Source organism: Pseudomonas sp. GD03858 (assembly GCF_029840925.1).
Taxonomy (GTDB): Bacteria; Pseudomonadota; Gammaproteobacteria; order Pseudomonadales; family Pseudomonadaceae; genus Aquipseudomonas.
The window spans coordinates 1-24,366 of the sequence record NZ_JAOCDM010000087.1 but is presented as its reverse complement, the minus strand read 5'-3'; the positions used below and the strand labels follow the sequence as shown (position 1 = coordinate 24,366).

The following is a 24,366-nucleotide window of genomic DNA, read 5'->3' as shown; positions in this document are numbered from 1 at the left end:
TGGCGTTGGAGTAAGGGCAGACTTTGTGCGCCTTTTCCACCAGCCCTTCGGCGTCGGCCTGGGCCAGGCCCGGCAGGTTGATGTGCAGGTCGATGTCCAGGCCGAAACCACCGGGGATCTGGCCGATGCCGACCTTGGCGGTGATCGAGGCGTCCGCTGGCAGGGCTTTTTTCTCCTGCCCGGCGACGAACTTCAGCGCGCCGATGAAGCAGGCCGAGTAGCCAGCGGCGAACATCTGCTCAGGGTTGGTACCGTCACCGCCCGCGCCACCCAGTTCCTTGGGGGTGCTCAGCTTGACCTCCAGCTTGCCGTCGCTGGAGCGGGATTTGCCATCACGGCCGCCAGTGGAAGTGGCTTCGGCGATGTACAGCGGAGTGACCTTTTGCATCTTGAGCCTCGCTTGGGTGCTGTGCGCCATCGGCGCTGAGTGGGTATGGGTTTAAATTAGCGCGCAATTATTTAGCGCGCAAGTTAAATGTTTGGCCATTCATCGGCACGGCCATCTCACAGCTTAGTCGTCAGAGGCTTTCTTGCAGCTGCGTACGCAGGGCGAGCAGGTCGGCCTGTAGCTTGCGCAGCTGCTCGGCGCTGTGGCCGCTGGCCTGCAGGATGCACTGCGGCACGCGCCGGGCCTCGGCGTGCAGGGCGCGCCCCTTGTCGGTCAGTTGCACCAGCACAACCCGTTCGTCTTCACGGCTGCGGCTGCGCTTGAGCAGGCCTTCGCCTTCCAGGCGCTTGAGCAACGGGGTCAGCGAGCCGGGGTCGGTCAGCAGGCGCTGGCTGATCTCGCCCACGGTCAGGCCGTCCTGCTCCCACAAGACGAGCATGGCCAGGTACTGTGGGTAGGTCAGGCCCAGGGCCTGAAGCAGGGGCTTGTAGACCTTGGTCATCAGCAACGAGGTCGAGTGCAGGGCGAAGCAGACCTGGTTGTCCAGCAGCAGCTCGTCGCAGGGGGCTTGGGTGTCGGCGTTCATGCAGGTCCTTGAATCGGTGAGAGTGAAAATCTAGCACGCCAGTGCTTGGTGCGCTCATTGCCAGCGCAGTTCGCTGCGCAGCGCCAGGTCCCAAGGCGGGACCGGACTGAAGCGGCTCTTGAGGAATTCGAGCAGCAAGCGGCTGCGAGAGTTCGTTTCATGTGCCAGGCGCAGCGCATAGACGCCGCTGCTCTCGGGCGCGGGCAGGCCGTTGTCGCAGAACAACGGGACCAGTTCGCCACGCAGCAGGTAATCGCTGATCAGCCAGGTGGGCAGGTGGGCCACGCCCAGCCCGGCCAAGGCGCCGAACAACAGGGTCTCGGCATTGTTGGCGGCCATGCGGATGCGTGTCGGTCGATACAGGCGGGTCTGCCCGTGGACCTCGAAGCGCCAGGCGAATGGCGGGGCCAGTCCGTCCCAGTCGAGGCCATCATGCCCGGGTAGCTGGCTGGGGCAGTCCGGCACTCCGCGGCTGGCCAGGTAGGCCGGGCTGGCGCAGGCGATACGCACCATGTAGGCCAGGGGCGTGGCCACCAGCCGAGTATCGGCCAGGGGACCGGCGCGCAGCACCAGGTCGACTTCACCCAGGTGGCTGCCGTGCAGGTCGACGAAGCTGTCGATCAGGCGCAACTGCACATCGAGCCCGGGGTAGGCGACCAGGAAATCGGCAATGGCCGGTGCCAGGTGGCGACGGCCAAAGGCGGCGGGGGCGTCGATGCGGATCAGGCCTTCTGGCGCGTTGCTCAACGACACCGCTTCGGCGCGGGCCAGGCGTAGTTCCTCGATGATGCGCCGCGCCCGTTCGGCGAAGGCGTTGCCCGCCGAGGTGGGGCGCACGGCGTGGGTGCTGCGCGAGAACAGACGGCTGCCGACCGCGCTTTCCAGGTTGTCGATGCGTCGGGCCACGGCCGAGGGGGTCAGCGGATGGCGGCGGGCGGCCGCGGAGAAACTGCCGGTTTCCAGCACGTCGAGGAACAGGCTCAGTTGTTCGGTGAGGGCATCGGGGCTCATGGCATCTCTGCTTGTGCGAATAGCGCAAAGCCATTGTGCGCTGCTATGCGTTTCCCCGCCAGCAGCGACTGGGTAGCATGCCGCTCATCTTCTCAATGCAGGCGAACGAGGCCCGGATGATCGAGTGGTTGATGTACATCGTGTTGGGCGCGGCCCTGGGCACCCTGGGCGGCCTGTTCGGCATTGGCGGCGGGCTGATCGCCATTCCGGCGCTGGGCGTGCTGTTCGGCCTCGACCAGCAGCTGGCCCAGGGCACCGCGTTGGTGATGGTGGTGCCCAACGTGCTGCTGGCGTTGTGGCGCTATCACCAGCGCAACCGCATCGAGCTGCGTCATGCGCTGCCGCTGTCGCTGTGCAGCTTTGTGTTTGCCTGGCTGGGCGCGATCTGGGCGGTGGGCATCGATGCGAAGTCGATGCGCCTGTACTTTGTCGGTTTCCTGGTGATCCTGGCCGTGTGGAACGTGGCGCGGATGTTCCTCCCGGTGCGGCCACCGAGCAACCAGCTGCGCTACCCATGGCCGTGGCTGGGCGTGCTGGGCGGTTTCGCCGGGACCATGGGCGGGTTGTTCGGCGTAGGCGGAGCGGTGGTTGCCACGCCGATACTGACCTCCGTGTTCGGCACCACCCAGGTGGTGGCCCAGGGACTGTCGCTGGCGTTGGCGGCGCCCAGTACCCTGGTGACGTTGGTGACCTATGGGGTGCACCAGAGTGTCGACTGGAGCATCGGGGTGCCGCTGGCCGTGGGTGGGTTGCTGAGCATCAGTTGGGGGGTGAAGCTGGCCCATGCGCTGCCGGAGAAGGTATTGCGCACGCTGTTCTGCGGGTTTTTGGTGGTGTGCGCGGTGATGCTTGGGTTCGAACTCTAGAGGGCCGGGGCCGCGTTGCGGCCCATCGCGGGACAAGCCCGCTCCTACAGGGGGCGGGGGATGCTTATTTGAACCCTTCGACGATGTACTCGGCCATGCAGTCGGTGATCGGCGAGTGCTGATGGTCGTTACGCAGCAGCATCACATTGGCCATGTGCAACTGCGGCAGGCCGTCGTCTTCGTCGAGGATGCGCAGCTCACCCCCGATCAGGCTCTGCAGTTGCGCGGTCACCGCCAGGCCCGCGGTGACGATGGCGAAGATCGCCGCCAGGCTCGGGCTGGTATAGGCGATACGGTACTCGATACCCTGGCGCTCCAGGGCGTTGCAGGCCCAGACCCGGCAGAAGCAGTCGGCGTTGAACATCGCCAGCGGCATCGGTTGTTGCTCGTGGGGGCAGAACCCCTTGGCCGCGGCCCAGACCAGGCGTTCCTGGCGCAGCAACTGGCCGATCTCGTTGCCCGGCTCGCGGGTGACGATGGTCAGGTCAAGGTCCTGGCGCAGCATCAGTTGCTTGGACGAGTCGCAATGCACCTCGACATGGATCAGCGGATACGCCTGGGCGAAGCGGGTGAGAATGCCCGGCAGGTAGCGCATGGCGTAGTCGTCCGGGGTGCCGATGCGCACCATTCCGACCATGTGCGGCATGCGCAGGGTATTGAACACCTCGCCGTGCAGCTTGAGGATACGTCGGGCATAGCCCAGCAAGACCTGGCCTTCGGCGGTCAGGCGCACCTGGCGGCCGTCGCGTTCGAACAGCTGGCGCTGCAGGATGTCTTCCTCCAGTCGCTTCATCTGCATGCTCACCGCCGACTGGGTGCGATTGACCACTTCCCCGGCGCGGGTGAACCCGCCTTGTTCGGCAATGGCGACAAAGGTGCGCAGCACATCGGCATCGAGACTCTGATACTGGGACATGGCATCAATCTCCGAGATGCATGGCATCAGAAACATTCGTTGGATTGATCTTAGGCCTGGGTCGAAACTGAAGCCATCCACAAGGAGGGCGTCAAGATGAAAGGTCATTTCAACGTTGCTCACCAGCCTGTGTCGTCCCTGAACCACTGGCTGCACGATGCCGGTGGCGTGCTGTTGCGCTGGTATGAACTGCACCGCCAGCGCGAGGAACTGGCGCGCCTGAGCGATGCCACGCTGCACGACCTGGGGCTGTCGCGGGCGGATATCCAGCAGGAGGCCGACCGGCATTTCTGGGAAGATCCGTTGCGCAAATGAGGGGGACTCCAATCGCGGGTCAAGCCCGCTCCCACGAAAGTAATGGTGCGTGGGAGCGGGCTTGACCCGCGATTGCGTCTTTACTGTCTGAACACCAGACGGAGCCCGTCTTATGCCCCTCAACCTGTCCATTTCCCAGGCCCGCCGCCTGGCCTTGTCCGCCCAGGGCTTCGGCAAGCCACCCGCCGCGCCGCCGAGCCAGGCCAGCCTCACCCGCATGCTCCAGCGCCTGGGCGTGGTGCAGATCGACTCGGTCAACGCTCTGGTCCGCTCCCACTATCTGCCGCTGTTCTCCCGCCTGGGCAACTACCCGCAGGCCGCCCTCGACCAGCTCGCCTGGGGCAAGAACCGTCAGCGCCGGGTGTTCGAGTATTGGGGCCACGAAGCATCCCTGTTGCCGCTGGAGCTGTATCCGCTGATGCGTTGGCGCATGGCCCACGCCACGCAAGGCCAGGGCATCTATCGGCAACTGGCTGCGTTCGGCCGCGAGCGGCGTGAGGTGATCGACCGGGTGCTGGCGGCGGTGCGCGACCAGGGTGCCTTGGGCGCGGGCAGTCTGTCCACGCGGCAGGAGCGCGCCGGGCCCTGGTGGGACTGGAGCGAGGAAAAGCACGCGCTGGAATGGCTGTTCGCCGCTGGCGAGGTCACGGTGGCCGGGCGTCGTGGTTTCGAGCGCCTGTACGACCTACCTGAACGGGTCTTGCCGACGGCCATTCTCGATCAGCCTCCGGTCAGCGAAACCGAGGCGCATCAGGGGCTGATGCTGCACGCTGCCGGCGCGTTGGGCGTGGCCACCGAGCACGACCTGCGCGACTACTTCCGCCTGGCGCCGCAACAGAGCAAGGCCGCGCTGGTCGAGCTGCTGGCGGACGGGCGCTTGCAGGTCTGCGCCGTGCAAGGCTGGAAACAGCCAGCCTATGTCGCGGGCACGCCACGGATTCCCCGGCGAATCGAGGCCAGCGCCTTGCTCTCGCCGTTCGATTCACTGGTCTGGGCGCGCAGTCGCACCGAGCGCTTGTTCGATTTCCGCTATCGCCTGGAGATCTACACCCCGGCGCACAAACGGGTGTATGGCTACTACGTGCTGCCGTTTCTGTACGAGGGCCGCATCGTTGCGCGCCTGGACCTGCGCGCCGAACGCGCCCATGGATGCCTGGCGGTGCATGCCGTGCATGAAGAGCAAGCAGGGCTGGGGGAGGAGGGTTACCAGGCGCTGGTAGCCGCTTTGCACGCGCTGGCCGGTTGGCTTGGCCTGGAGCGGGTGCGGCTCGACTGCCCCCGTGTCGAGGGCAGCCGGTTGCGTCAGGCGCTGCTCAGCGGCGTACCTGCTTGAGGGTTTCGGCGATCAGGAAGGCCAGTTCCAGCGACTGATCGGCGTTCATGCGCGGGTCACAGTGGGTGTGGTAGCGGTCGCAGAGGGCATCCTCGGTGATCGGCCGGGCGCCGCCGATGCACTCGGTGACGTTCTGCCCGGTCATCTCGATATGGATGCCGCCGGCATGGCTGCCTTCGGCCTGGTGCACCTGGAAGAACTGCTTGACCTCGTCGAGGATCTGCGCGAAATCGCGGGTCTTGTAGCCGCTGCTGGCCTTGATGGTGTTGCCGTGCATCGGGTCGGAGCTCCACAGCACCTGGCGCCCCTCGCGCTGCACGGTACGGATCAACCCCGGCAGGTGGTCGCCGACCTTGCCGGCGCCCATGCGCACGATCAGGTTGAGACGACCTGGGTCGTTGTCCGGGTTGAGCACATCGATCAGGCGGATCAGCTCTTCGGGGTTCATGCTCGGGCCGACCTTGACCCCGATCGGATTGTGCACGCCGCGCAGGAACTCGACGTGGGCGCCGTCCAGCTGGCGAGTGCGGTCGCCGATCCACAGCATGTGCGCCGAGCAGTCGTAGTGATCGCCAGTCAGGCTGTCGCGGCGCACGAAGGCTTGCTCGTAGTTGAGCAGCAGCGCTTCGTGGGCGGTGAAGAAACTGGTTTCACGCAGCTGTGGCGCGCTGTCCAGGCCACAGGCGCGCATGAACGCCAAGGTTTCGTCGATGCGGTTGGCCAACTGATGGTACTTGTCGGCCAGCGCCGAGTTGGCGATGAAGTCCAGGTTCCACTTGTGCACCTGGTGCAGGTCGGCGAAGCCGCCCTGGGCGAAGGCCCGCAGCAGGTTGAGGCTGGCGGTGGCCTGGTGGTAGGCCTGCAGCAGGCGCTCCGGATCGGGCGCGCGGCTGGCGGCGTCGAAGCCGATGCCGTTGACGATGTCGCCACGGTACGCCGGCAGCGTGACATTGCCGATGGTCTCGTCATTGGCCGAGCGTGGCTTGGCGAACTGTCCTGCCATGCGCCCGACCTTGACCACCGGGCAGCCGGCGGCGAAGGTCATGACGATGGCCATCTGCAGCAGCACCTTGAAGGTGTCGCGGATCTTCGCCGCCGAGAACTCGGCGAAGCTCTCGGCGCAGTCGCCGCCCTGGAGCAGGAACGCCCGGCCCTGGGTGACCTCGGCGAACTGGCGGCGCAGCTCACGGGCTTCGCCGGCGAACACCAGCGGCGGGTAGCTGGCCAGCGTCTGCTCGACCTTGGCCAGGTGCGCGGCGTCAGGGTAGGCGGGTTGTTGCTGGATCGGCAGGGCGCGCCAGCTGTCGGGGCTCCAGGGGTGGGTCATCGCAGGCTCTATCTATTCTGTGGGTTCAGGCGTACCTGCCATGGTACAGCCGCCGGCGTGCTTGTTGCACCACCGGCATTGGCGGACAATGCGCGTTTTGCGCAGGCGGTGGTGGGATGGCGACGGAGCGGGAAGAGCGGCTGCTGGCACGGGTCGAGGATGCCTTTGGCATCATCAGCGTGTACGAGGTGGAGGATTACCGCTTCCTCGAGTTCGGCGACGCCATCGAGCAGAGCTGCACCTTCATGGCCGATCCCAGCTGGCTGGAGTACGACTACACCCGCGCCATGCTGGTCGGCGCGCTGTGCCATGAGCAGCCCGAGAGCGCGCTGTTCCTCGGCCTGGGCGCCGGCACCCTGACCCAGGCCTGCCTGAAGTTCCTGCCCCTGGAGGATGTCGAAGCCATCGAGCTGCGTCCCGACGTGCCGCGCCTGGCCATGGAGTACCTGGGCCTGGACGACGATCCGCGTCTGTACGTGCGGGTGGGCGATGCCATCGAGCTGCTGCCCACGGCGGAGAAAACCGACCTGCTGTTCGTCGACCTCTATACCGATCATGGGCCGGGTGTCGCGCACCTGGCCTGGGGCTTCCTGGAGAATTGCCAGAAGCAGCTCAACCCCGGGGGCTGGCTGGTGATCAACCAGTGGGCCGGCGACGATGGCCGGCCGTTGGGCGCGGCATTGCTGCGCGGGCTGTACCACCGGCACTACTGGGAGTTGCCGGTGAAGGAGGGCAATGTGATCTTGCTGGTGCCGGCAGACCTGGAGCAGCGTCTGGACATCGATGGCCTGCGCGCCCGGGCCGAGGCGCTGGCGCCGCGGTTGGGGTATTCGCTGGAGTACCTGATCAAGGAAGTCAGGCCGGCCACTTGAACACCATGCTGGCCTCTTCGCCGGTAAACCCGCTCCCACAGGCTCTGCGCCAATCCCTGTGGGAGCGGGTTTACCCGCGAAGAGGGCGAAACAGGTGCCACGAGGAAACGATTCAGCTTTCTTCCTGCGATGGCCGGATACTGGCCTTTTTCACTGAAATATTTCTCACGGTTTTCGGCGAATTCGGGTATAGTACGCGCCGGTCTTTCAGCGGACCTCAAAATCAGGTGGTGCAAATCCTCCGAATCCAGCTTCGGCTGCGCGTCCGCTAGGCGGACTTCCCCAAGACGTTCCCATTTTCAATCGTTTTCGCAAATCCCCGCCGCCAAAGCTGCCTGGGTGACCTTCTGGTCTTTCAAGGCATGTGCAGTTTTGGAGCATGGGTCTTTGCGGATGCACCTAGAGGCAGACCCATGACCCAGGAAACCGGCGGATTCGCCGCTCTCGATCTCAATCCGAACATCGTTGCTGCCGTCCTGGCCACCGGCTATGAAGAGCCGTCGGCCATCCAGCAACAGTCGATCCCGATCATCCTCGCCGGTCACGACATGATCGGCCAGGCGCAGACTGGCACCGGCAAGACCGCTGCCTTCGCCCTGCCGATCCTCAACAAGATCGACGTGAGCAAGCGCGAACCGCAAGCCCTGATCCTGGCGCCAACCCGTGAGTTGGCGCTGCAAGTAGCCACCGCTTTCGAAACCTACGCCAAGCAGATGCCGGGCGTTAACGTGGTGGCCGTGTACGGTGGTGCCCCGATGGGCCCACAGCTGCGTGCCATTCGCAATGGCGCACAGATCGTCGTCGCCACCCCTGGTCGTCTGTGCGACCACCTGCGCCGTGACGAAAAAGTCCTGTCCACCGTGCAGTACCTGGTACTGGACGAAGCGGACGAGATGCTCAAGCTCGGCTTCATGGACGACCTCGAAGTGATCTTCGACGCCATCCCCGCGTCGCGCCAGACCGTGCTGTTCTCCGCCACCCTGCCGTCGTCGATCCGTTCGATCGCCGAGCGTCATCTGCGCGAGCCCAAGCACGTCAAGATCCAGAGCAAGACCCAGACCGTCACCGCGATCGACCAGGCCCACCTGATGGTCCACGCCGACCAGAAGATCCCGGCCGTGCTGCGTCTGCTGGAAGTCGAGGAATTCGACGCGCTGATCGCCTTCGTGCGTACCAAGCAAGCCACCCTGGACCTGGCCGCCGCGCTGGAAGCCAAGGGCTACAAGGCTGCCGCGCTGAACGGCGACATCGCCCAGAACCAGCGTGAGCGCGTGATCGACTCGCTCAAGGATGGTCGCCTGGACATCGTCGTCGCCACCGACGTCGCTGCCCGTGGCCTGGACGTGCCGCGCATCACCCACGTGTTCAACGTCGACATGCCGTACGACCCGGAGTCCTACGTACACCGCATCGGCCGTACCGGCCGTGCCGGTCGCGATGGCCGCGCGCTGCTGCTGGTCACCCCGCGCGAGCGCCGCATGCTGCAGGTGATCGAGCGTGTCACCGGGCAGAAAGTCGCTGAAGCTCGCCTGCCTAACCCGCAAGCCGTGCTGGATGCGCGCATCAAGAAGCTGACCAAGAGCCTGGCGCCGCTGGTGGCCGAGTCCGAGGCCAGCCACGGCGAGCTGTTCGACCGTCTGACCGCCGACCTGGGTTGCACCCCGCGTGCCCTGGCCGCGGCCCTGCTGCGCAAGGCCACCAACGGCCAGGCGCTGGATCTGGCTTCGGTGGAGCGCGAGCAGCCGCTGGTACCGACCTATGCCCCGCGTGAGCGTGGTGAGCGTACCGAGCGCGGCGAGCGTCCGGACCGTGGTGACCGCGAGCGCCGCGCGCCGATGCCGCTGGCCGAAGGCCGCGTGCGTTGCCGTACCGCCCTGGGTGCCCGTGATGGCATCGCCGCCAAGAACCTGCTGGGCGCGATCCTCAACGAAGGTGGCCTGGCGCGTGATGCCATCGGCCGCATTCAGGTGCGTGACAGCTTCAGCCTGGTCGAGCTGCCGGAAGACGGCCTTGAGCGCCTGCTGACCAAGCTCAAGGACACCCGCGTTGCCGGCAAGCAGCTGAAGCTGCGCCGCTACCGCGAGGACTGATCCTGGCGCTGCAATGAAAAATCCCCGGCCTGTTGGTCGGGGATTTTTTTTGCCTGTTCCGGCCTCTTCGCGGGTGTCGCGCCAGGCTGGAGCCTGCGGGAGCGGGTTTACCCGCGAAGAGGCCCGTCAGTCGAACCGATAGATATCCATTCCCAGCGCCCCCAGCGTGAACCCCTGGTGCACGATGCCAAACTGCCCGCCAGCCCCCATGGCAAAGAACAACGGCAGCAGATGTTCATCGCTGGGATGATTGCGCGCCGCAAACGGCGCCTGTCGCCGATAGTCCACGAGTGCGACCTCGTCATCGGCCCCCAGTTGTGCCACTACCCAGTCACGAAAAGCCCGCGCCCAAGGCTCGACCGCATCCGCTCCTGCATGCCAGTCCAGTTCACCCAGGTTGTGGGTGATGCTGCCCGAGCCGATCAGCAGGATACCTTCCTCGCGTAGCGCCGCCAGGGCCTGGCCGACTTTCAGTTGCAGGGCGGGGCCGGCCTGGCTGGGCAGCGACACCTGGATCACCGGGATATCCGCCTGCGGGTACATCAGTGACAGCGGTACCCAGGCGCCGTGATCGAATGGCCGTTGGTCATCCAGCTTGGCCCCCAGCCGCTCGGCAATCCGACGGGCCAGTGCCGGTTCGCCAGGTGCCGGGTACTGCACGGCGTAGAGCGCGGCAGGAAAGCCATGGAAGTCATGCCAGGTCCGTGGCTGCGGATTGGCCATGACCAGCAGCTCGCGGCTCTCCCAATGCGCCGACACCAGCACGATCGCCTTCGGCCGGGGCAGGGCGCGGGCCAACCCGGCCAGCGCCGGGCCGCTGGCGCCCGGTTGCAGGGCGAGCATGGGCGAACCGTGGGAAATGAACAGGCTGGGCAGCATGGCGGGGTCCTGGCAGGTAAGATGCTGCCATCTTCGATCAGCCTACGATCGAGATCCAATATAAGTTTTTACAGCTACTTATCGAAAAAGCGGGAGGGTTCATGGAGCCAGCGTTTTGGCACAAGCGGTGGGCGGACAACCAGATCGGCTTTCACCAACCCCAGGTGAATCCGTACCTGCAGGCGCACTGGCCGACGCTGGGCCTGGCCCAGGGCTCGCAGGTGCTGGTGCCGCTGTGTGGCAAGAGCCTGGACCTGCTCTGGCTGGCCGCCCAAGGCTATCGGGTGCTGGGGGTGGAGCTGTCGCGCAGGGCGGTGGCGGACTTCTTCACCGAACATGGCCTGGTGGCGCAGATTGTCCAGCACGGTGCCTTCGAGGTGTGGCGCAGCGACGAGGTGGAGCTGTGGTGCGGGGACGTGTTCGCGCTGCGCGCCGAGGATCTGGCGGATTGCGCAGGGGTATATGACCGGGCGGCGCTGATCGCTTTGCCGCTGGCGATGCGCGAGCGCTACATGGCGTTGTTGGGCGAGCAGTTACCGGCGGCCTGTCGGGGGCTGCTGGTGACCCTGGATTACGATCAGGGATTGATCGACGGGCCGCCGTTCTCGGTGCCGGACGCCGAAGTGCGGGCTGGGTTTGCCGGGTGGTGGGTCGATGAGGTGGAGGCGCGGGAGATCCTGGGCGAGAGTCCGAAGTTTTTGAAGGCTGGTGTTGAAAGCCTGGTAGAGCGAGTCTATCGGCTAGGACGCTGAGCTGGCACTGTCGCGCTGGGAACTGTCCCCTGTGGGAGCGGCCTTGCCGAGGCGTCGGACCGGTCGGAAAGGGGCGCGCAGCGGCTCCAGATTCTGAGTCACCATCGAAATTGCCGGGGCTGCTACGCAGCCCTTTCGCGACACAAGGCCGCTCCTACAGGGGGTGGCGACATGACAAACAAAAGGGCGACCGAAGTCGCCCTTTCTTGTTGCTGCCAGGATCAGCCGCGACGGCGCAGTGCGTCGATGCGTTCTTCCAGCGGCGGGTGGCTCATCAGCAGGCCGGCCAGGCCGTGCTTGAGGCCGCCATTGATGCCGAAGGCCTTCAGGGTGTCGGGCATGTGCACCGGCAAGCCTTGCTCCGAGCGCAGGCGCTGCAGGGCGCCGATCATCGCACCGGTGCCGGCCAGTTGCGCGCCGGCTTCGTCGGCGCGGAACTCACGGCGGCGCGAGTACCACATGACGATGATGCTGGCGAGGATACCCAGGACCAGCTCGGCGACGATGGTCGTGATGAAGTAGGCGATGCCGTGGCCTTCTTCGTTCTTGAAGATCGCCCGGTCGACGAAGTTGCCGATGATGCGGGCGAAGAACATCACGAAGGTGTTCACCACGCCCTGCATCAGCGCCATGGTGACCATGTCGCCGTTGGCCACATGGCCGATCTCGTGCGCCAGCACCGCGCGCACCTCGTCGGGCGAGAAGCGCTCGAGCAGGCCCTGCGAGACCGCCACCAGGGCGTCGTTGCGGTTCCAGCCGGTGGCGAAGGCGTTGGCCTCGTAGGCCGGGAAGATACCCACCTCGGGCATCTTGATGCCGGCTTCGCGGGACAGCTCCTCGACCGTCTGCAGCAGCCATTGCTCGTGGCGGGTGCGAGGCTGGGTGATGATCTGGGTGCCGGTGGTCATCTTCGCCATCCACTTGGAGATGAACAGCGAGACCAGCGAGCCAGCGAAACCGAACACGGCGCAGAAGACCAGCAGCTTGCCGAGGTCGAGGTCGACCCCGTTGGCGGCCATGAACCCGTTGAAGCCGAACAGGCTCAGGGTAATGCTTGCAACCAGCACCACCGCGAGGTTGGTGGCTACAAACAACAGAATGCGCATCATGGTTGTTACGTTCTCCTGACGGATAAGTTCGTTGCGTACTGCGGGGTATATAAGGGGGAGGGCGCGGCTATTCAACCGGGCGACTATTTCAAACTGTGTACGGCGGAGTATGGCAGAGGATGCCGTGAGGGCTTTGTGAGAGAGCGTTGCAGGATGTAAGGCAAAAGCATCGCGGGGCAAACCCGCTCCCACGCTGGACAGCGTGGGAGCGGGCTTGCCCCGCGATAGCGATTTCGCTTACTGCGAATAGGTCCGCAGGAAATTGCCGATCCGGCCGATGGCCTGCTCGAGGTCATCCACCCGCGGCAGCGTCACCACGCGGAAGTGGTCCGGCCACGGCCAGTTGAACGCGGTGCCCTGGACGATCAGCAGCTTCTCCGACAGCAGCAGGTCGAGCACGAACTTCTCGTCGTTGTGGATCGGGCAGACCTTCGGGTCGATCTTGGGGAAGGCGTACAGCGCGCCCATGGGCTTGACGCAGCTCACCCCGGGGATCGAATTGAGCAGCTCGTAGGTGCGGTTGCGCTGCTCCAGCAGGCGGCCGGGCGGCAGCACCAGATCATTGATGCTCTGGTAGCCGCCCAGGGCGGTCTGGATCGCGTGCTGGGCCGGCACGTTGGCGCACAGGCGCATGTTGGCCAGCATGTCGATGCCTTCGATGTAGCTCTGGGCATGGTGCTTGGGCCCGGAGATGATCAGCCAGCCGGAGCGGAAACCGGCCACGCGGTAGGACTTGGACAGGCCGTTGAAGGTCAGGCACAGCAGGTCCGGGGCCAGCGACGCGGTGCTGATGTGCACGGCCTCGTCGTAGAGAATCTTGTCGTAGATCTCGTCGGAGAACACCACCAGGTTGTGCTGGCGCGCCAGCTCCAGCATGCCCAGCAGCAGCTCTTTGGAGTACACCGCGCCGGTGGGGTTGTTCGGGTTGATGATCACCAGGGCCTTGGTATTCGGGGTGATCTTGGCCTTGATGTCCTCGAGGTCCGGGAACCAGTCGGCCTGCTCGTCGCACAGGTAGTGCACCGGCTTGCCGCCGGCCAGGCTCACGGCGGCGGTCCACAGCGGGTAGTCGGGCGCCGGGATCAGCACTTCGTCGCCGTTGTTGAGCAGCGCCTGCATCGACATGACGATCAGCTCCGATACGCCGTTGCCGAGGTAGATGTCCTCGATGCCGACGCCTTCGATCTGCTTCTGCTGGCAATACTGCATGACCGCCTTGCGCGCGCTGAACAGGCCCTTGGAATCGCTGTAGCCCTGGGCGGTGGGCAGGTTGCGAATCACGTCCTGCAGGATCTCGTCCGGCGCCTCGAAACCAAACGGCGCCGGGTTGCCGATGTTCAGCTTGAGGATGCGGTGGCCTTCCTCTTCCAGGCGTTTGGCGTGCTTGAGCACTGGGCCGCGAATGTCGTAGCAGACATTGGCGAGCTTGTTCGATTTGCTGAACTGCATGATGAGATCCCGAGTGAGAATACGCGTTGCGCCGCCGTGCAAAGGTTTGAAAGGGCGCGGCGCGGGTGCCAGACTTGCTGTCTTGCACACGAAGCCAACTAATATACGTGCCACCCGCGCCAGGGAAAAGACAGCGCGAGGTGAAATTCAGCCTGCCGAGGTCCCACCATGCAAAAGATCGACAAAACCCTGGAAGAATGGCGCGCGATGCTCGATCCGGCCCAGTACCAGGTGTGCCGGCTCAAGGGCACCGAACGGCCGTTCAGCGGCAAGTACAACGGCGAGCGCCGCGACGGCATCTATCACTGCATCTGCTGCGACCTGCCGCTGTTCGACGCCAAGGCCAAGTTCGACTCAGGCTGCGGCTGGCCGAGCTTCTACGAGCCGATCGAAGAGGCCGCGATGATCGAGATCCGCGACACCTCCCACGGCATGATCCGCACCGAAGTCACCTGCGCGCAATGCGACGCCCACCTGGGGCATGTGTTCCCCGACGGTCCGCCACCGACCGGCTTGCGCTATTGCATCAATTCGGTGTGCCTGGACCTCAAACCGCGCGACTGAAGGAGCACGAGCATGGCCGATGCATTGCTGGACATCCCCTGCGTCACCCTGGGTGGCGAGCAGAAAGTGCTGGGCGACTACGCCGGCAAGGCGCTGCTGGTGGTCAACACCGCCAGTCAGTGCGGTTTCACCCCGCAGTACAAGGGCCTCGAGCGCCTGTGGCAGGACTACCGCGACCAGGGCCTGGTGGTGCTGGGTTTCCCCTGCAACCAATTCGGCAAGCAGGAACCGGGCGATGCCAAGGAGATCGCGCAGTTCTGCGAACTCAATTTTGGCGTGAGTTTTCCGTTGTTTCGCAAGATCGAGGTCAACGGCCCCGGCGCCCACCCCTTGTTCGCCGAGCTCAAGCGCCGGGCGCCGGGCGTGCTGGGGACGCAGAAGATCAAGTGGAACTTCACCAAGTTTCTGGTCGACCCGCGCAGCGGCAAGGTCAGCCGATTCGCCCCGACCACCAAGCCCGAGGCGCTGAAGTCGGCGATCGAGCCGCTGCTCAGCCGCTGACCGGCACCCAGTGATCGATCAGCGCCAGCAGTTCCTCGCGGCGAAACGGCTTGGCCAGGTAGTCGTTCATGCCCGCGGCCCGACAGCGCTCGCGTTCCTCGGGCATGGCGTTGGCGGTCAGCGCGACGATCGGCAGCTCCGGCCAGCGCCCGCTCTGGCGGATGCGCCGGCTGGCCTCGTAGCCGTCCATCACCGGCATGTTGCAGTCCATCAGCACCAGGTCGAACGCGCCCTGTTCGAGCAGCTCCAGGGCCTCCACGCCATGGGCGGCCACCTGCACCTGGCAACCGAGCTTGCCGAGCATGCCCTTGGCCACCAGTTGGTTCACCGGGTTGTCCTCGACCAGTAGTATCCGCGCGCGGCGCTCCGGCGTTGCCGGCACCTCATGGGGCAGCGGCATGCTGGGTTCGCCCTGCAGGGTGCGGCGCAGGGTCTGGTACAGCGCGTTGCGCGCCAGGGGGCGGGCCAGTTGCTGTAACGGCGCCAGTTCCATGGCCTGTTCGCTGGGCAGGAAGTTGCCGTAGGCGGTCACCAGCAGGATCGGCGCCTGCACGGCGGGACGCAGGTCCAGCACATGATCCAGGTCGTCGGTGATCAGCAGGTCGACGGGGCTGTCGCCCATCTCGTTGGCCGTGTCGTGACGAACATAGTCCAGCCCCCAGCGCGGCAACAGCTCGCGCAGCAGCTCGGCCAGGCCGCTGCCACGGTTGCCCAGGGCCACCACGCGCCCGGACAGGGGGGCGGGAGGGATCGCCTCGGTGTGCGCGGGGAGCGGCAGGTCGGCGCTGAAGCGGCTGCCGAAACCGGTCTCGGAGTGAATGTTCAGGTGCCCCTGCATGGCCTTGCACAGGTTGCGCGTCAGGGCCAGGCCCAGGCCGGTGCCGCCATATTGGCGGGTGATGCCGGCGCCGGCCTGGGTGAACGGCTGGAAGATCCGCGCCTGGGCTTCCTCGGGAATGCCGATGCCGGTGTCGCAGACTTCCAGGCGCACGCCGCCGACTATGGTGGTCAGGCGCACATCGACGCGACCGAAGCGGGTGAACTTGAGCGCGTTGGACAGCAGGTTGCTGACGATCTGTCGCACCCGGGTCGGGTCGCCCAGCACCGAGCTGGGAAAGTCCGGGGCGATCAGGCAGGTCAGCTCGACGCTGGGCGCGGCGTTCTGCGAGAGCAGGTTGGCGGTGTCCTCGACCATCGCCCCGAGATCGAAAGGGATGCGTTCGAGCTCCAGTTGCCCGGCGTCGAACTTGGACAGATCGAGAATATCGTTGAGCAGTTCCACCAGTACCTTGCCCGAGTCGTGGGCGATCGACAGCTGCTGGCGCTGCTCGGCGGCCAGGCCGCTGTCCAGGGCCAGGGCGATCATGCCGAGCATGCCGTTGAGCGGCGTGCGGATCTCGTGGCTCATGTTGGCCAGGAAGGCGGCCCGCGCCTGGGCCATGTCCAGGGCACGCTGGCGAGCCTCGTCGAGCTCCTGGTTGGACAGGCTCAGGCGGCTGTTGCTGGCCTTGAGCTCGTCGGTACGGGCCGAGACGATGTCTTCCAGCTCGTTGAGATAGTGGGTCAGGCGGTTTTCCGCGCTGCGTCGCTGCTGGATCTCGGTGGCCATGCTGACGAACTGTTGGTTGGCGACCCGCACCAGCACGCCAATTTCGTCGTGCTCATGGCCCTTGGGGCAGTCCACGCGGCTTTGCCTGGGGGTACGCGAGTCGTTGCCGCTGAGCGCGCCGATCACCGTCACCAGCGGCTTGGTCAGCATCAGGTAGAACAGCGCCAGGAGAATCCCGGTGAGCACCAGGCTGCGGGCGAAGCCGTTGACCAGGGTCACCCCGGCGCGGTCGAGGAAGCGCCCGCCGAAGGCGAAGGTGTCGACATCCAGGTAGAGGGTGCCGAGGTATTCCTCGGGCATGTGGGCCAGGAACAGCCGGTCCTGGAACTGGCGCTGCTCGCCGAACAGGAAGTCCGACAGCGGCCGGTAGCGGCTTTCCTGGCGTGGGCGCTGGATGTCGGCCAGCACCGTGTCGTTGTTGTCGATCAGCCGCGCGCGGATCACGGCGGGTGATTTCAGCAGCCCGCCGGTGAGCTCCTGGGCCAGTTCGCTGTCGATGTTGTAGGCGATGCGCGAGGCCGTGTCGTGGCTGATTTTCAGCAGCGCCTGAATTTCACGGTTGATGGACGCGTCTTCGCTGGCATAATCGATGCCGATCTGGATGAGACTGAGCAATGTTCCCAGGATGAAGCCGACCAGGACTGTCAACCGGGCTTGCTTGTATGACAGGCGATTGGTGAACTTTATATCCATGGGTCCCAAGCCGGTTACTTGCTCCTGCGCTGCGCAAGCATAGCCGATCAGCCCTGGCTGCTGGCGGGTCTGTCGAACATTCAGCTTCTGACCGTGCCGGCCCCTTCGTGGGTAAACCCGCTCCCACAAGGTCGATCTCCCTCTGTGGGAGCGGGTTTACCCACGAAGGGGCCGGCACGGTATCGAAACCTGACTTGCTAGGAGCCATCATGGACGCTCGCTTCACCGCTTTTCTCGACCGCGCCGAATCTGTTCTCGCCCGCCTCGAACCCCTGCTGCCGGCCCCGCGCCCGGACATCGACTGGACTCGCACCCTGGCCGCCCGCTGGCAGCGCGACGGCCGCAGCGGTTATCTGATGCCGCTGGAGGTCAGCCTCGATATCCGCCTGTCCGACCTGATCGGCGTCGACCAGCAGCGCGAGCAACTGGGCCGCAACACCCACCAGTTCATCAGCGGCATGCCTGCCAACCACGCGTTGCTGTGGGGCTCGCGCGGCACCGGCAAGTCGTCGCTGGTGCGCGCGCTGCTGGCCGAGCATGCCGCAGAGGGCCTGCGCCTGATCGAGATCGAGCGTGACCACTTGGCCGACCTGCCAAGGGTGGTCGAGCAACTGCACAAGCTCGAGCAGCGCTTCATCCTGTTCTGCGACGACCTGTCGTTCGAGGCCGGGGAGGGCGACTACCGGGTGCTCAAGAGCGTGCTCGACGGCTCGCTGGAGCAGGCGCCGGACAACGTGCTGCTGTACGCCACCTCCAATCGCCGCCACCTGGTGCCGGAGAAACAGAGCGACAACGAGAACTGGAAGATGGTCGACGGCGAGCTGCACCCCAACGAGGCGGTGGAAGACAAGATCGCCCTGTCCGATCGTTTCGGCCTGTGGCTGTCGTTCTACCCGTTCTCCCAGGAGCACTTCCTCAACGTGGTCGAGCACTGGATCGGCCAGCTGGCGCGAACTGCCGGCCTGCGCTGGCAGCGTGACGAAGCCCTGGACATTCTCGCCGTGCGCTGGGCCACCGGCCGTGGCAACCGTAATGGCCGTTGTGCCTATCAGTTCGCCCGCTACTGGGTCGGGCTGCAATTGCTGGAGCAGAAATAAATGATCGACCTCAACGCCAGTGGCCAGGGCCTCGATGGCTACGACCTGCTGGCCGCGCAAGTACAGGCGCTGTTTGCCGACGAGCGCGACTTCATCGCCAATGCCGCGCAGTTCTCGGCCTTTCTCTACAACCAGGTCGAGGACCTGAACTGGGCTGGCTTCTATATCAACCGCGACGAAGAGCTGGTGCTCGGCCCGTTCCAGGGCCAGGTGGCCTGCGTGCGCATCCCGTTCGGTCGGGGCGTTTGTGGCGCGGCGGCGGCGACGCGCGAAACCCAGCGGGTCGAGGATGTGCATGCATTTGCCGGGCATATCGCCTGTGACAGCGCGTCCAACAGCGAGCTGGTGATTCCGTTGGTCAAGGCGGGGCGGTTGATCGCCGTGCTCGATCTGGACAGCCCGAAGCTGGCACGCTTCAGCGCGGCCGACCAGGCGGGGCTGGAGCGGTTGGTCGAGGTGTTCCTCGAGTTGACCAATTGCTGAAATGAAGAAGGGGCCTGCGAAGGCCCCTTTCTATATCAAGATCGCTGGGGGCTGCTTCGCAGCCCTTTCGCGACACAAGGCCGCTCCACAGGCGACCGCGATCCCCTGTAGGAGCGGCCTTGTGTCGCGAAAGGGGCGCAAAGCGCCCCCAGGATATGTCAGGCAACCAATCAGTCGTAGATCGCCTTCTTCTTCCAGGTCTCATCCTCGTCGGTCTTGAGCCCCTGGGTCAGCGCGTTCTCGTCGTTCTCCGCCGGCTCCATCTGGTCCAGCACCTGGGCATTGGCCCGGGCCAGCAGTTTTTCCAGGTAGGTCAGCTGCTCTTCATACTGTTTGGGCTCAGGCTGCTTGCGCAGGTATTGCACGCCACGCTCGAAGGCCAGGCGTGCCTGGCCGGGCTGGCCCTGCTGCAGGGCCTGTTGGCCCAGGTTGTTGAAGAACTCGATATGCAGCAGCACCAGGATGTGGCGGATCTCCTTGACCCAGTACTTGCCTTCGTTGGTGGCCAGGAAGCCTTCCTGGGTGGCGCGCACGATCTGGTTGTGCAGCAGCTCCAGCAGGAAGCGCACGTCCTTGGCCTTGACCTCGGTCTGGATCGGCGCGGGCGGGTTGTTCACCGCAATCCGCTCACCCTGGGCGATCAGCCCCTCGAGCTCGGCGATGCGTGCCTTGAGATCGCCGCTGTGCTTGTCCAGGGCCAGCTGGCGCTGGTTGAGGTTCAGCTCCAGCCGGGTCAGCAGCAGCTTGAGCGCGGGCGTCATGAACTGGCCGGGGAAGGTTTCGGTGATTTCGCCACAGCGACGCAGGCGGTCGGCCAGTTCGACCTTGAGCCGTGCGCGTTCGAGCTTGCCGTTTTCGACCACATTGTTGAGGTAGCCGATCACGATCAGTAACGCGATACCCGCCACGATGAGCAGGGTGATCAGAAGTGGTGTCACCGTTAACGCCTCATGAAGAAGTTTTGCATCTATCGAGAGTGTAGTGAGTCCGCCCGGAGGCGAACAGTGCAGCCGGGCGGAACGACCGCACCCTGTGGGTGCGGGTTCACCCGCGAAGCAGCCGACACGGTCGCTACAGGTATCTGTATCGGCCAAAGCCCCGATTCCTACAGGGTGATGGCGCCTGGCCATGAGCTTGCCGAGCCGCCGTCAGAAAATCAACGCCAATCCCCGGACGCATCCTGCATCAGTGGGTATGACGTCGGGAAGTCATTGATTTAAATAAATTTCTATAAAGGGGTTGACGGCTTTCCATGGCATCCATAGAATGCGCGCCACTTGCAGCGTAAAGCACACAGCGAAGCGCGGCAGGCAGTGAATGTTGTAGTGTGTCCCCTTCGTCTAGTGGCCTAGGACACCGCCCTTTCACGGCGGTAACAGGGGTTCGAGTCCCCTAGGGGACGCCAATGCGGGAATAGCTCAGTTGGTAGAGCACGACCTTGCCAAGGTCGGGGTCGCGAGTTCGAGTCTCGTTTCCCGCTCCAGTTTCTCCGGCACTGCCTCGGCAGGGCGGGAAAAGAAAATCCAGGCTGAATCGCGAGGTTCATGTTCTGGTGCGCTGAAAAGCGTTGGGTATGTCCCCTTCGTCTAGTGGCCTAGGACACCGCCCTTTCACGGCGGTAACAGGGGTTCGAGTCCCCTAGGGGACGCCATATTGCGGGAATAGCTCAGTTGGTAGAGCACGACCTTGCCAAGGTCGGGGTCGCGAGTTCGAGTCTCGTTTCCCGCTCCAGTTTGAAAGGCATCGCTTCTGGCGGTGCAGGTGGTGAAGGCCTTCAAGGCGCTTCACGCCACATGCGGTAAAGCTTCACCCTGCGGGAATAGCTCAGTTGGTAGAGCACGACCTTGCCAAGGTCGGGGTCGCGAGTTCGAGTCTCGTTTCCCGCTCCAAATTGAAAACGCCACTTCGTTTGAAGTGGCGTTTTTTTTGCTTGCGATAATGTCCGATTGATGTGCCCAAGGGCACGTGCAATGCATCATTGCCGCACCTCCACGGACGAGGTGGCGGGATCCTTGTTGCTGGTGTTGAGCTGGCCTACGGCACGTAGGCCGACGGAGGCGATGGCGCCCCCTGCGCCTATCCTGCGTGGCACCTTGTTCGCGATCCTTGCCGTTGCCGAGACCGCGGCGGTCGGTGTGGCGATGGTGGGAGACATGCCTACCGCACCCAGCGTGCTGTTGATCACACCCGGCACCGTGGCCTGCAGCCCGGAAGACACGGAGCGTAAACCCAGCAACCGAGTCACGCTATTGGTGACAAGGTTTGGGCTAAGGATGCTGAGCATCGACGCATATCCGGAGTATTCGGCGATCTTCAAGGCTAGGGGGTTGTTGGCGAACATTCCAATCCCTTGAGATACGGTCGATATCAGGCCAGCGGCGGCGCCAGCGACGCTTACTGCGGTTCCGGAGGCGGCGGCTACGGTTGCAGTGAAGCCGACCGCGCCAGCGATTGCCGGGGCCGCCGCGCCTGCGGTAAGGACCGTGGCCACCGTCGCGACCACCGTCATGATGGCTCCAAGAATGAAGCCGAAGATGGCGCCGAGCATCGACCGTCCCGCCCCCATTGCCGCATAGTTTTCCGGTGTCTGGCTCAACTGGAAGTAGCGACCGGTCGGGTCTCGCAGACCGATCGGATTGCCTGCGACATACGCATAGCGGTTCAGGCCGCCCGCTTCGAATGGGCTGAGCGAGTCCGGGCCCTGGAAGCGCATCAATGCCGGGTTGTAGGCCCGATAGCCCTGGCCGAGCAGGTACCAGCCTGTGTCCGGGTCGACGAATTCGCCGTTGTAGCCAAGCAGGCATTTCAGTGGATGAGCGTCCGTGCGTTCACCGTATGCCCCGTAGGATGCCTGACGCAGGTTCTGGCCTTGACTCTCGGCGATCACGCTCTGGCTGGCGTTGCAGCGCAACAGCAAGGTTGTGTCGGCGCCCCCGCTTTGCTGCTGGCCCAACGGGCGATCCTGGTCGTAAAGGATCGAGGTCTGCAACGCATCGCGAATGGCCACGCTCAGTCGGTTGTCCTGGAAGACCAGACGGGTTTGCGCGCCGTCGGCATGCCCAAGAGCGTGCAGCTGGCCATGGGCGTCGTAGCGATACTCACAGAGCAGCCTTCCATCGGGGGCATTGACCGACAGCAGGCGGCTGCGCTTGTCATAGCGCATCTGGAACCCGAGGTGATCGTTGAGCAGGTTGCCATTGGCATCGTGGACAAGGGCAACCGCTGGCCTGGCGGCAGGCGGGTCGAAGCTGACCGCCGTGAGTTGGCAGGGGTCGTCGTTTTCGTAGGTGACGCGCAAGGTTTCGGTGGACGTGTCGCTGAAGCGGGTTTCGCAGCGCTCGATGTTGTGGAAGGCGCCGTACGTGAAGTGCTGGCCCAGGATCTCGCGGCCTTGCCTGTCCTTGGGCAACTGTGTGCCGGCGCACGTGTGCTGGGTCAACTGGCCGAGCTTATCGTAGGTGAAGGTTTCTTCCAGCAGGCTCGTCGAACCCTGGCGCAGGTGCCGGGACGCCAACAGGCCATCCAGGCCCCAGCCTTGCTCCAGCGTCTGGGTCGGCTGGCCGACTTGTTCGAAGGTGCGCAGGACCTCACGGTCCTGGTCGTTGTAATCGATCGTCGTGGTCAGTGTCGTTTGCCCGACCAGGTCCTGGGTGACGGTGCTCCGCGGCCTGCCGAGCCGATCGTAGGTGAACGCTGCCTGCAGGTCGCCTTGCCGGGTCAGGGAAGGGCGTCCGAACTCGTCGTACTCGGTGCGCTTTTCCAACCCGCTGGCGAGGGTCTGCGAAGTTTGCCGGCCCTGCAAGGACGTGGCCTGGGCAATGCTGTAGGTAGTGCCGTCCTCATTGATCCAGTGCCTGGCACTCAAGCGATTGTTCACGTCGTACTCGTAGCGTTGGCTTCCCTCATGGTTGCTGGCGTGGATCAGGCGCGCGCTCCTGGGATGAAAGTCGAAATCACTCACGTCGTCGTCGATTTCGGTGCGCACCGGTGCCTGGGTCAGGTTGGGCGCGTACTGGTATCTGACTTCGTCGCCGGCCGCAGTCCAGCGGCTGGCGGGGAGCGTGCTGCCGTCGCTGTAGGCCAGGGTCTGGCGTTGCCTGCCGACCTTGAGCTCGACGGGGCGTTCCAGCCCGTCGAGTATCTGTTCGCCCAGGATGATCGGGGATGCCGAGGTGGCCGGTGTCACCGAAATGCTCGTTGCCACTTCGCTGCTGCTATGGGCCGCATAGCGCCTGTCCACCTTTGCCCGGTCAGGCCGTTCGGTACTGGTGAGGCGATTCCAGGCGTCATAGTGATGATGTGTGGCGTCGCCCTGCTCGTTGACCTGAGTGCGCAGGTTGCCGAGGCCGTCGTAGCTGAAGACCTGCCTGGCCAGTTCCCGCCCGTCGGCATCGAAGCGCAGGATATGCCTGGGTTCATCGAAGGGGGTGAACCATGTCTCGCGCAGGCCGCTGATCAGCCGGTCGGCACCGGCGGTCTGTCGCCAGGTGCGTTGCACGCGGCCCTCGTGCCGGGCATGGCCGAGCGGATTGGTCTGCTCGTGCACCTCGACACCGTCAGGCTCCGTCGTGCGGCTTAGGTTGCCCCATCCGTCGTAGGCAAAGCGGCGCGTCAGGCATAGCGGTTGCAGCATGCTGGCGTTGTCGAGGGCGTAGTCGGGCAGGTAATCGGTCTGGGTTTCGATGAGCTGGCGGCCGAAGGCGTCATAGTCGGTCGCCAGGATCTCGAACGCACGGGTCGGCTCGTTGTCGTCGATGTGGTCGCGCTGTTGTGTCACCGTGCGTGACAGCCCGTCCACCACGGTGGTGGTGCAGACGCCATGGGCATTGGTCAGACGCTGCTCGGCCTGCTGTCCCGCCCTGGAGCTGAGGGTATAGGCATAGTGACGGGTCGCCTCGTGCTCCTCGCCCGGCGCCACCGTCTCGCTGACCACTCGGCGCAGGGCGTCGTACTGGTAGCGGATCTTCACATCGTTGTCGTCGTAGTTGAGCAGCGGCTCGCCGATCAGGATCGAGTGCTCGAGGGTCTGCACCTTCTTCGTGCCGTCATGGCCGGTGATCGTCTGCTCGGTCACCAGCACCGTCTCACCTTGGGCCAGAGGCTCGGCGCGCTTGCTATAGGCGAATTCGGTGGTGGTGGCTTCTCCGTTGCGGTTCACGGTCCGTTTTGACGGGCGACCGTGGGTGAACGGGGCGCTGGTGTCGATCAGGTGCTCATGCACGGTGACTTCCAACTCCGTCTCCGTCTCCTGTTGTGGGTCCAGACCGGTCTGCAGCAGGGACGCGTAGACGATCTGCCCCAACTCGGTCTTCACCTCCTGCAACTTCTGCGGGGCTAGACCGCGCTGCAGCAAGTACTCGTAGACAATCTGCCCCAGCTCCGTCTTCATCTGCTGCAGGCCTTCTGAGTCCAGCCCGACCTGCACCAGGCGCTCCTCGCAGGCCTCGTGCCAGCCGTTGCCCACGGCGTTCCTCAAGGGGGCGTGGTGGCGGTAGCGGTAGCGCTGGCGCAGTACCGGCGCGTCGG

20 protein-coding genes, 5 tRNA genes and 1 pseudogene are annotated in these 24,366 nt (G+C 64.8%); 15 read left to right on the top strand and 11 right to left on the bottom strand.

Going from position 1 to position 24,366, the window contains the following annotated elements; translation table 11 throughout:
- The 3 genes from N5D48_RS19405 to N5D48_RS19395 all read right to left on the bottom strand — a co-directional run.
- On the bottom strand, positions 1-388 hold a 388-nt coding region (locus tag N5D48_RS19405; RefSeq protein ID WP_279887242.1), incomplete at its 3' end, for an organic hydroperoxide resistance protein.
- A gap of 130 nt (positions 389-518) precedes the next feature.
- Positions 519-974 carry a MarR family transcriptional regulator gene (locus tag N5D48_RS19400; protein WP_279887240.1) on the bottom strand — a complete coding sequence of 152 codons (456 nt, stop codon included), beginning with the start codon at positions 972-974 and terminating at the stop codon, positions 519-521.
- 54 nt (positions 975-1,028) lie between these two features.
- Positions 1,029-1,985: a LysR family transcriptional regulator gene (locus tag N5D48_RS19395; RefSeq protein ID WP_279887238.1), complete on the bottom strand. Its 957-nt coding sequence runs from the start codon at positions 1,983-1,985 to the stop codon at positions 1,029-1,031.
- A gap of 116 nt (positions 1,986-2,101) precedes the next feature.
- Between N5D48_RS19395 and N5D48_RS19390 the strand changes: the two genes are divergently transcribed.
- The gene (locus N5D48_RS19390; protein ID WP_279887236.1) at positions 2,102-2,851 is read left to right on the top strand and encodes a sulfite exporter TauE/SafE family protein; all 750 of its coding nucleotides are present in this window, start codon (positions 2,102-2,104) and stop codon (positions 2,849-2,851) included.
- A 64-nt stretch (positions 2,852-2,915) separates the two neighbouring features.
- Here N5D48_RS19390 and N5D48_RS19385 read toward each other — a convergent pair whose 3' ends face one another.
- Complete coding sequence (locus N5D48_RS19385) at positions 2,916-3,767, bottom strand: LysR substrate-binding domain-containing protein (RefSeq protein ID WP_279887234.1); 852 nt, start codon at positions 3,765-3,767, stop codon at positions 2,916-2,918.
- Positions 3,768-3,863: 96 nt separating this feature from the next.
- On the opposite strand from N5D48_RS19385, the gene N5D48_RS19380 reads away from it, so the two are divergent.
- Both N5D48_RS19380 and N5D48_RS19375 read left to right on the top strand, forming a co-directional pair.
- On the top strand, positions 3,864-4,082 hold the full coding sequence (locus N5D48_RS19380) for a DUF1127 domain-containing protein (RefSeq protein WP_279887232.1): 219 nt from the start codon (positions 3,864-3,866) through the stop codon (positions 4,080-4,082).
- 112 nt (positions 4,083-4,194) lie between these two features.
- Entirely contained in the window at positions 4,195-5,415 is a 1,221-nt protein-coding gene (locus tag N5D48_RS19375) for a winged helix-turn-helix domain-containing protein (protein ID WP_279887230.1), read from the top strand.
- Here the strand turns inward: N5D48_RS19375 and N5D48_RS19370 are convergent.
- Positions 5,396-6,742, bottom strand: a complete 1,347-nt coding sequence (locus N5D48_RS19370; protein ID WP_279887228.1) for a 3-deoxy-7-phosphoheptulonate synthase class II — start codon at positions 6,740-6,742, stop codon at positions 5,396-5,398. The two genes, N5D48_RS19375 and N5D48_RS19370, sit on opposite strands and share 20 nt — an antisense overlap.
- Before the next feature lie 116 nt (positions 6,743-6,858).
- Between N5D48_RS19370 and N5D48_RS19365 the strand changes: the two genes are divergently transcribed.
- A complete protein-coding gene (locus N5D48_RS19365; RefSeq protein ID WP_279887226.1) occupies positions 6,859-7,614 on the top strand; it encodes a spermidine synthase in 756 nt (251 codons plus the stop codon).
- A 379-nt stretch (positions 7,615-7,993) separates the two neighbouring features.
- Positions 7,994-9,704, top strand: a pseudogene (locus N5D48_RS19360) (DEAD/DEAH box helicase).
- A gap of 126 nt (positions 9,705-9,830) precedes the next feature.
- Here N5D48_RS19360 and N5D48_RS19355 read toward each other — a convergent pair.
- The gene (locus N5D48_RS19355; RefSeq protein WP_279887224.1) at positions 9,831-10,583 is read right to left on the bottom strand and encodes a class III extradiol ring-cleavage dioxygenase; all 753 of its coding nucleotides are present in this window, start codon (positions 10,581-10,583) and stop codon (positions 9,831-9,833) included.
- A gap of 101 nt (positions 10,584-10,684) precedes the next feature.
- Here N5D48_RS19355 and N5D48_RS19350 point away from each other — a divergent pair, with 101 nt between their 5' ends.
- Positions 10,685-11,335: a thiopurine S-methyltransferase gene (locus N5D48_RS19350; RefSeq protein WP_279887222.1), complete on the top strand. Its 651-nt coding sequence runs from the start codon at positions 10,685-10,687 to the stop codon at positions 11,333-11,335.
- Between the two features lie 221 nt (positions 11,336-11,556).
- Here N5D48_RS19350 and htpX read toward each other — a convergent pair whose 3' ends face one another.
- Together htpX and N5D48_RS19340 are read right to left on the bottom strand one after the other, a co-directional pair.
- Entirely contained in the window at positions 11,557-12,444 is an 888-nt protein-coding gene (htpX, locus tag N5D48_RS19345; RefSeq protein ID WP_279887220.1) for a protease HtpX, read from the bottom strand.
- Between the two features lie 237 nt (positions 12,445-12,681).
- On the bottom strand, positions 12,682-13,893 hold the full coding sequence (locus N5D48_RS19340; protein ID WP_279887218.1) for a pyridoxal phosphate-dependent aminotransferase: 1,212 nt from the start codon (positions 13,891-13,893) through the stop codon (positions 12,682-12,684).
- Between the two features lie 168 nt (positions 13,894-14,061).
- Here N5D48_RS19340 and msrB point away from each other — a divergent pair, with 168 nt between their 5' ends.
- Both msrB and N5D48_RS19330 read left to right on the top strand, forming a co-directional pair.
- Positions 14,062-14,457 (top strand): peptide-methionine (R)-S-oxide reductase MsrB, encoded by a 396-nt coding sequence (gene msrB, locus N5D48_RS19335; protein ID WP_279887216.1) that lies wholly within the window; start codon positions 14,062-14,064, stop codon positions 14,455-14,457.
- Positions 14,458-14,469: 12 nt separating this feature from the next.
- The gene (locus tag N5D48_RS19330) at positions 14,470-14,958 is read left to right on the top strand and encodes a glutathione peroxidase (protein WP_279887214.1); all 489 of its coding nucleotides are present in this window, start codon (positions 14,470-14,472) and stop codon (positions 14,956-14,958) included.
- Here the strand turns inward: N5D48_RS19330 and N5D48_RS19325 are convergent.
- Positions 14,948-17,260, bottom strand: a complete 2,313-nt coding sequence (locus N5D48_RS19325; RefSeq protein WP_279887212.1) for a response regulator — start codon at positions 17,258-17,260, stop codon at positions 14,948-14,950. The genes N5D48_RS19330 and N5D48_RS19325 overlap by 11 nt on opposite strands.
- 209 nt (positions 17,261-17,469) lie before the next feature.
- On the opposite strand from N5D48_RS19325, the gene N5D48_RS19320 reads away from it, so the two are divergent.
- Both N5D48_RS19320 and N5D48_RS19315 read left to right on the top strand, forming a co-directional pair.
- The gene (locus N5D48_RS19320; protein ID WP_279887210.1) at positions 17,470-18,357 is read left to right on the top strand and encodes an ATP-binding protein; all 888 of its coding nucleotides are present in this window, start codon (positions 17,470-17,472) and stop codon (positions 18,355-18,357) included.
- A complete protein-coding gene (locus tag N5D48_RS19315) occupies positions 18,358-18,840 on the top strand; it encodes a GAF domain-containing protein (RefSeq protein ID WP_279887208.1) in 483 nt (160 codons plus the stop codon).
- A 170-nt stretch (positions 18,841-19,010) separates the two neighbouring features.
- Here N5D48_RS19315 and N5D48_RS19310 read toward each other — a convergent pair whose 3' ends face one another.
- Complete coding sequence (locus N5D48_RS19310) at positions 19,011-19,778, bottom strand: hypothetical protein (RefSeq protein WP_279887206.1); 768 nt, start codon at positions 19,776-19,778, stop codon at positions 19,011-19,013.
- Between the two features lie 391 nt (positions 19,779-20,169).
- Here N5D48_RS19310 and N5D48_RS19305 point away from each other — a divergent pair.
- The 5 genes from N5D48_RS19305 (at position 20,170) to N5D48_RS19285 (ending at position 20,729) form a co-directional block, all read left to right on the top strand.
- Positions 20,170-20,245, top strand: a tRNA-Glu gene (locus N5D48_RS19305).
- A gap of 2 nt (positions 20,246-20,247) precedes the next feature.
- A tRNA-Gly gene (locus tag N5D48_RS19300) sits at positions 20,248-20,323 on the top strand.
- Positions 20,324-20,415: 92 nt separating this feature from the next.
- Positions 20,416-20,491: transfer RNA gene (locus N5D48_RS19295), tRNA-Glu, on the top strand.
- Between the two features lie 4 nt (positions 20,492-20,495).
- A tRNA-Gly gene (locus N5D48_RS19290) sits at positions 20,496-20,571 on the top strand.
- Between the two features lie 82 nt (positions 20,572-20,653).
- A tRNA-Gly gene (locus N5D48_RS19285) sits at positions 20,654-20,729 on the top strand.
- An 86-nt stretch (positions 20,730-20,815) separates the two neighbouring features.
- Here the strand turns inward: N5D48_RS19285 and N5D48_RS19280 are convergent.
- A partial coding sequence (locus N5D48_RS19280) for an RHS repeat-associated core domain-containing protein (RefSeq protein WP_279887204.1) occupies positions 20,816-24,366 on the bottom strand: 3,551 nt, incomplete at its 5' end.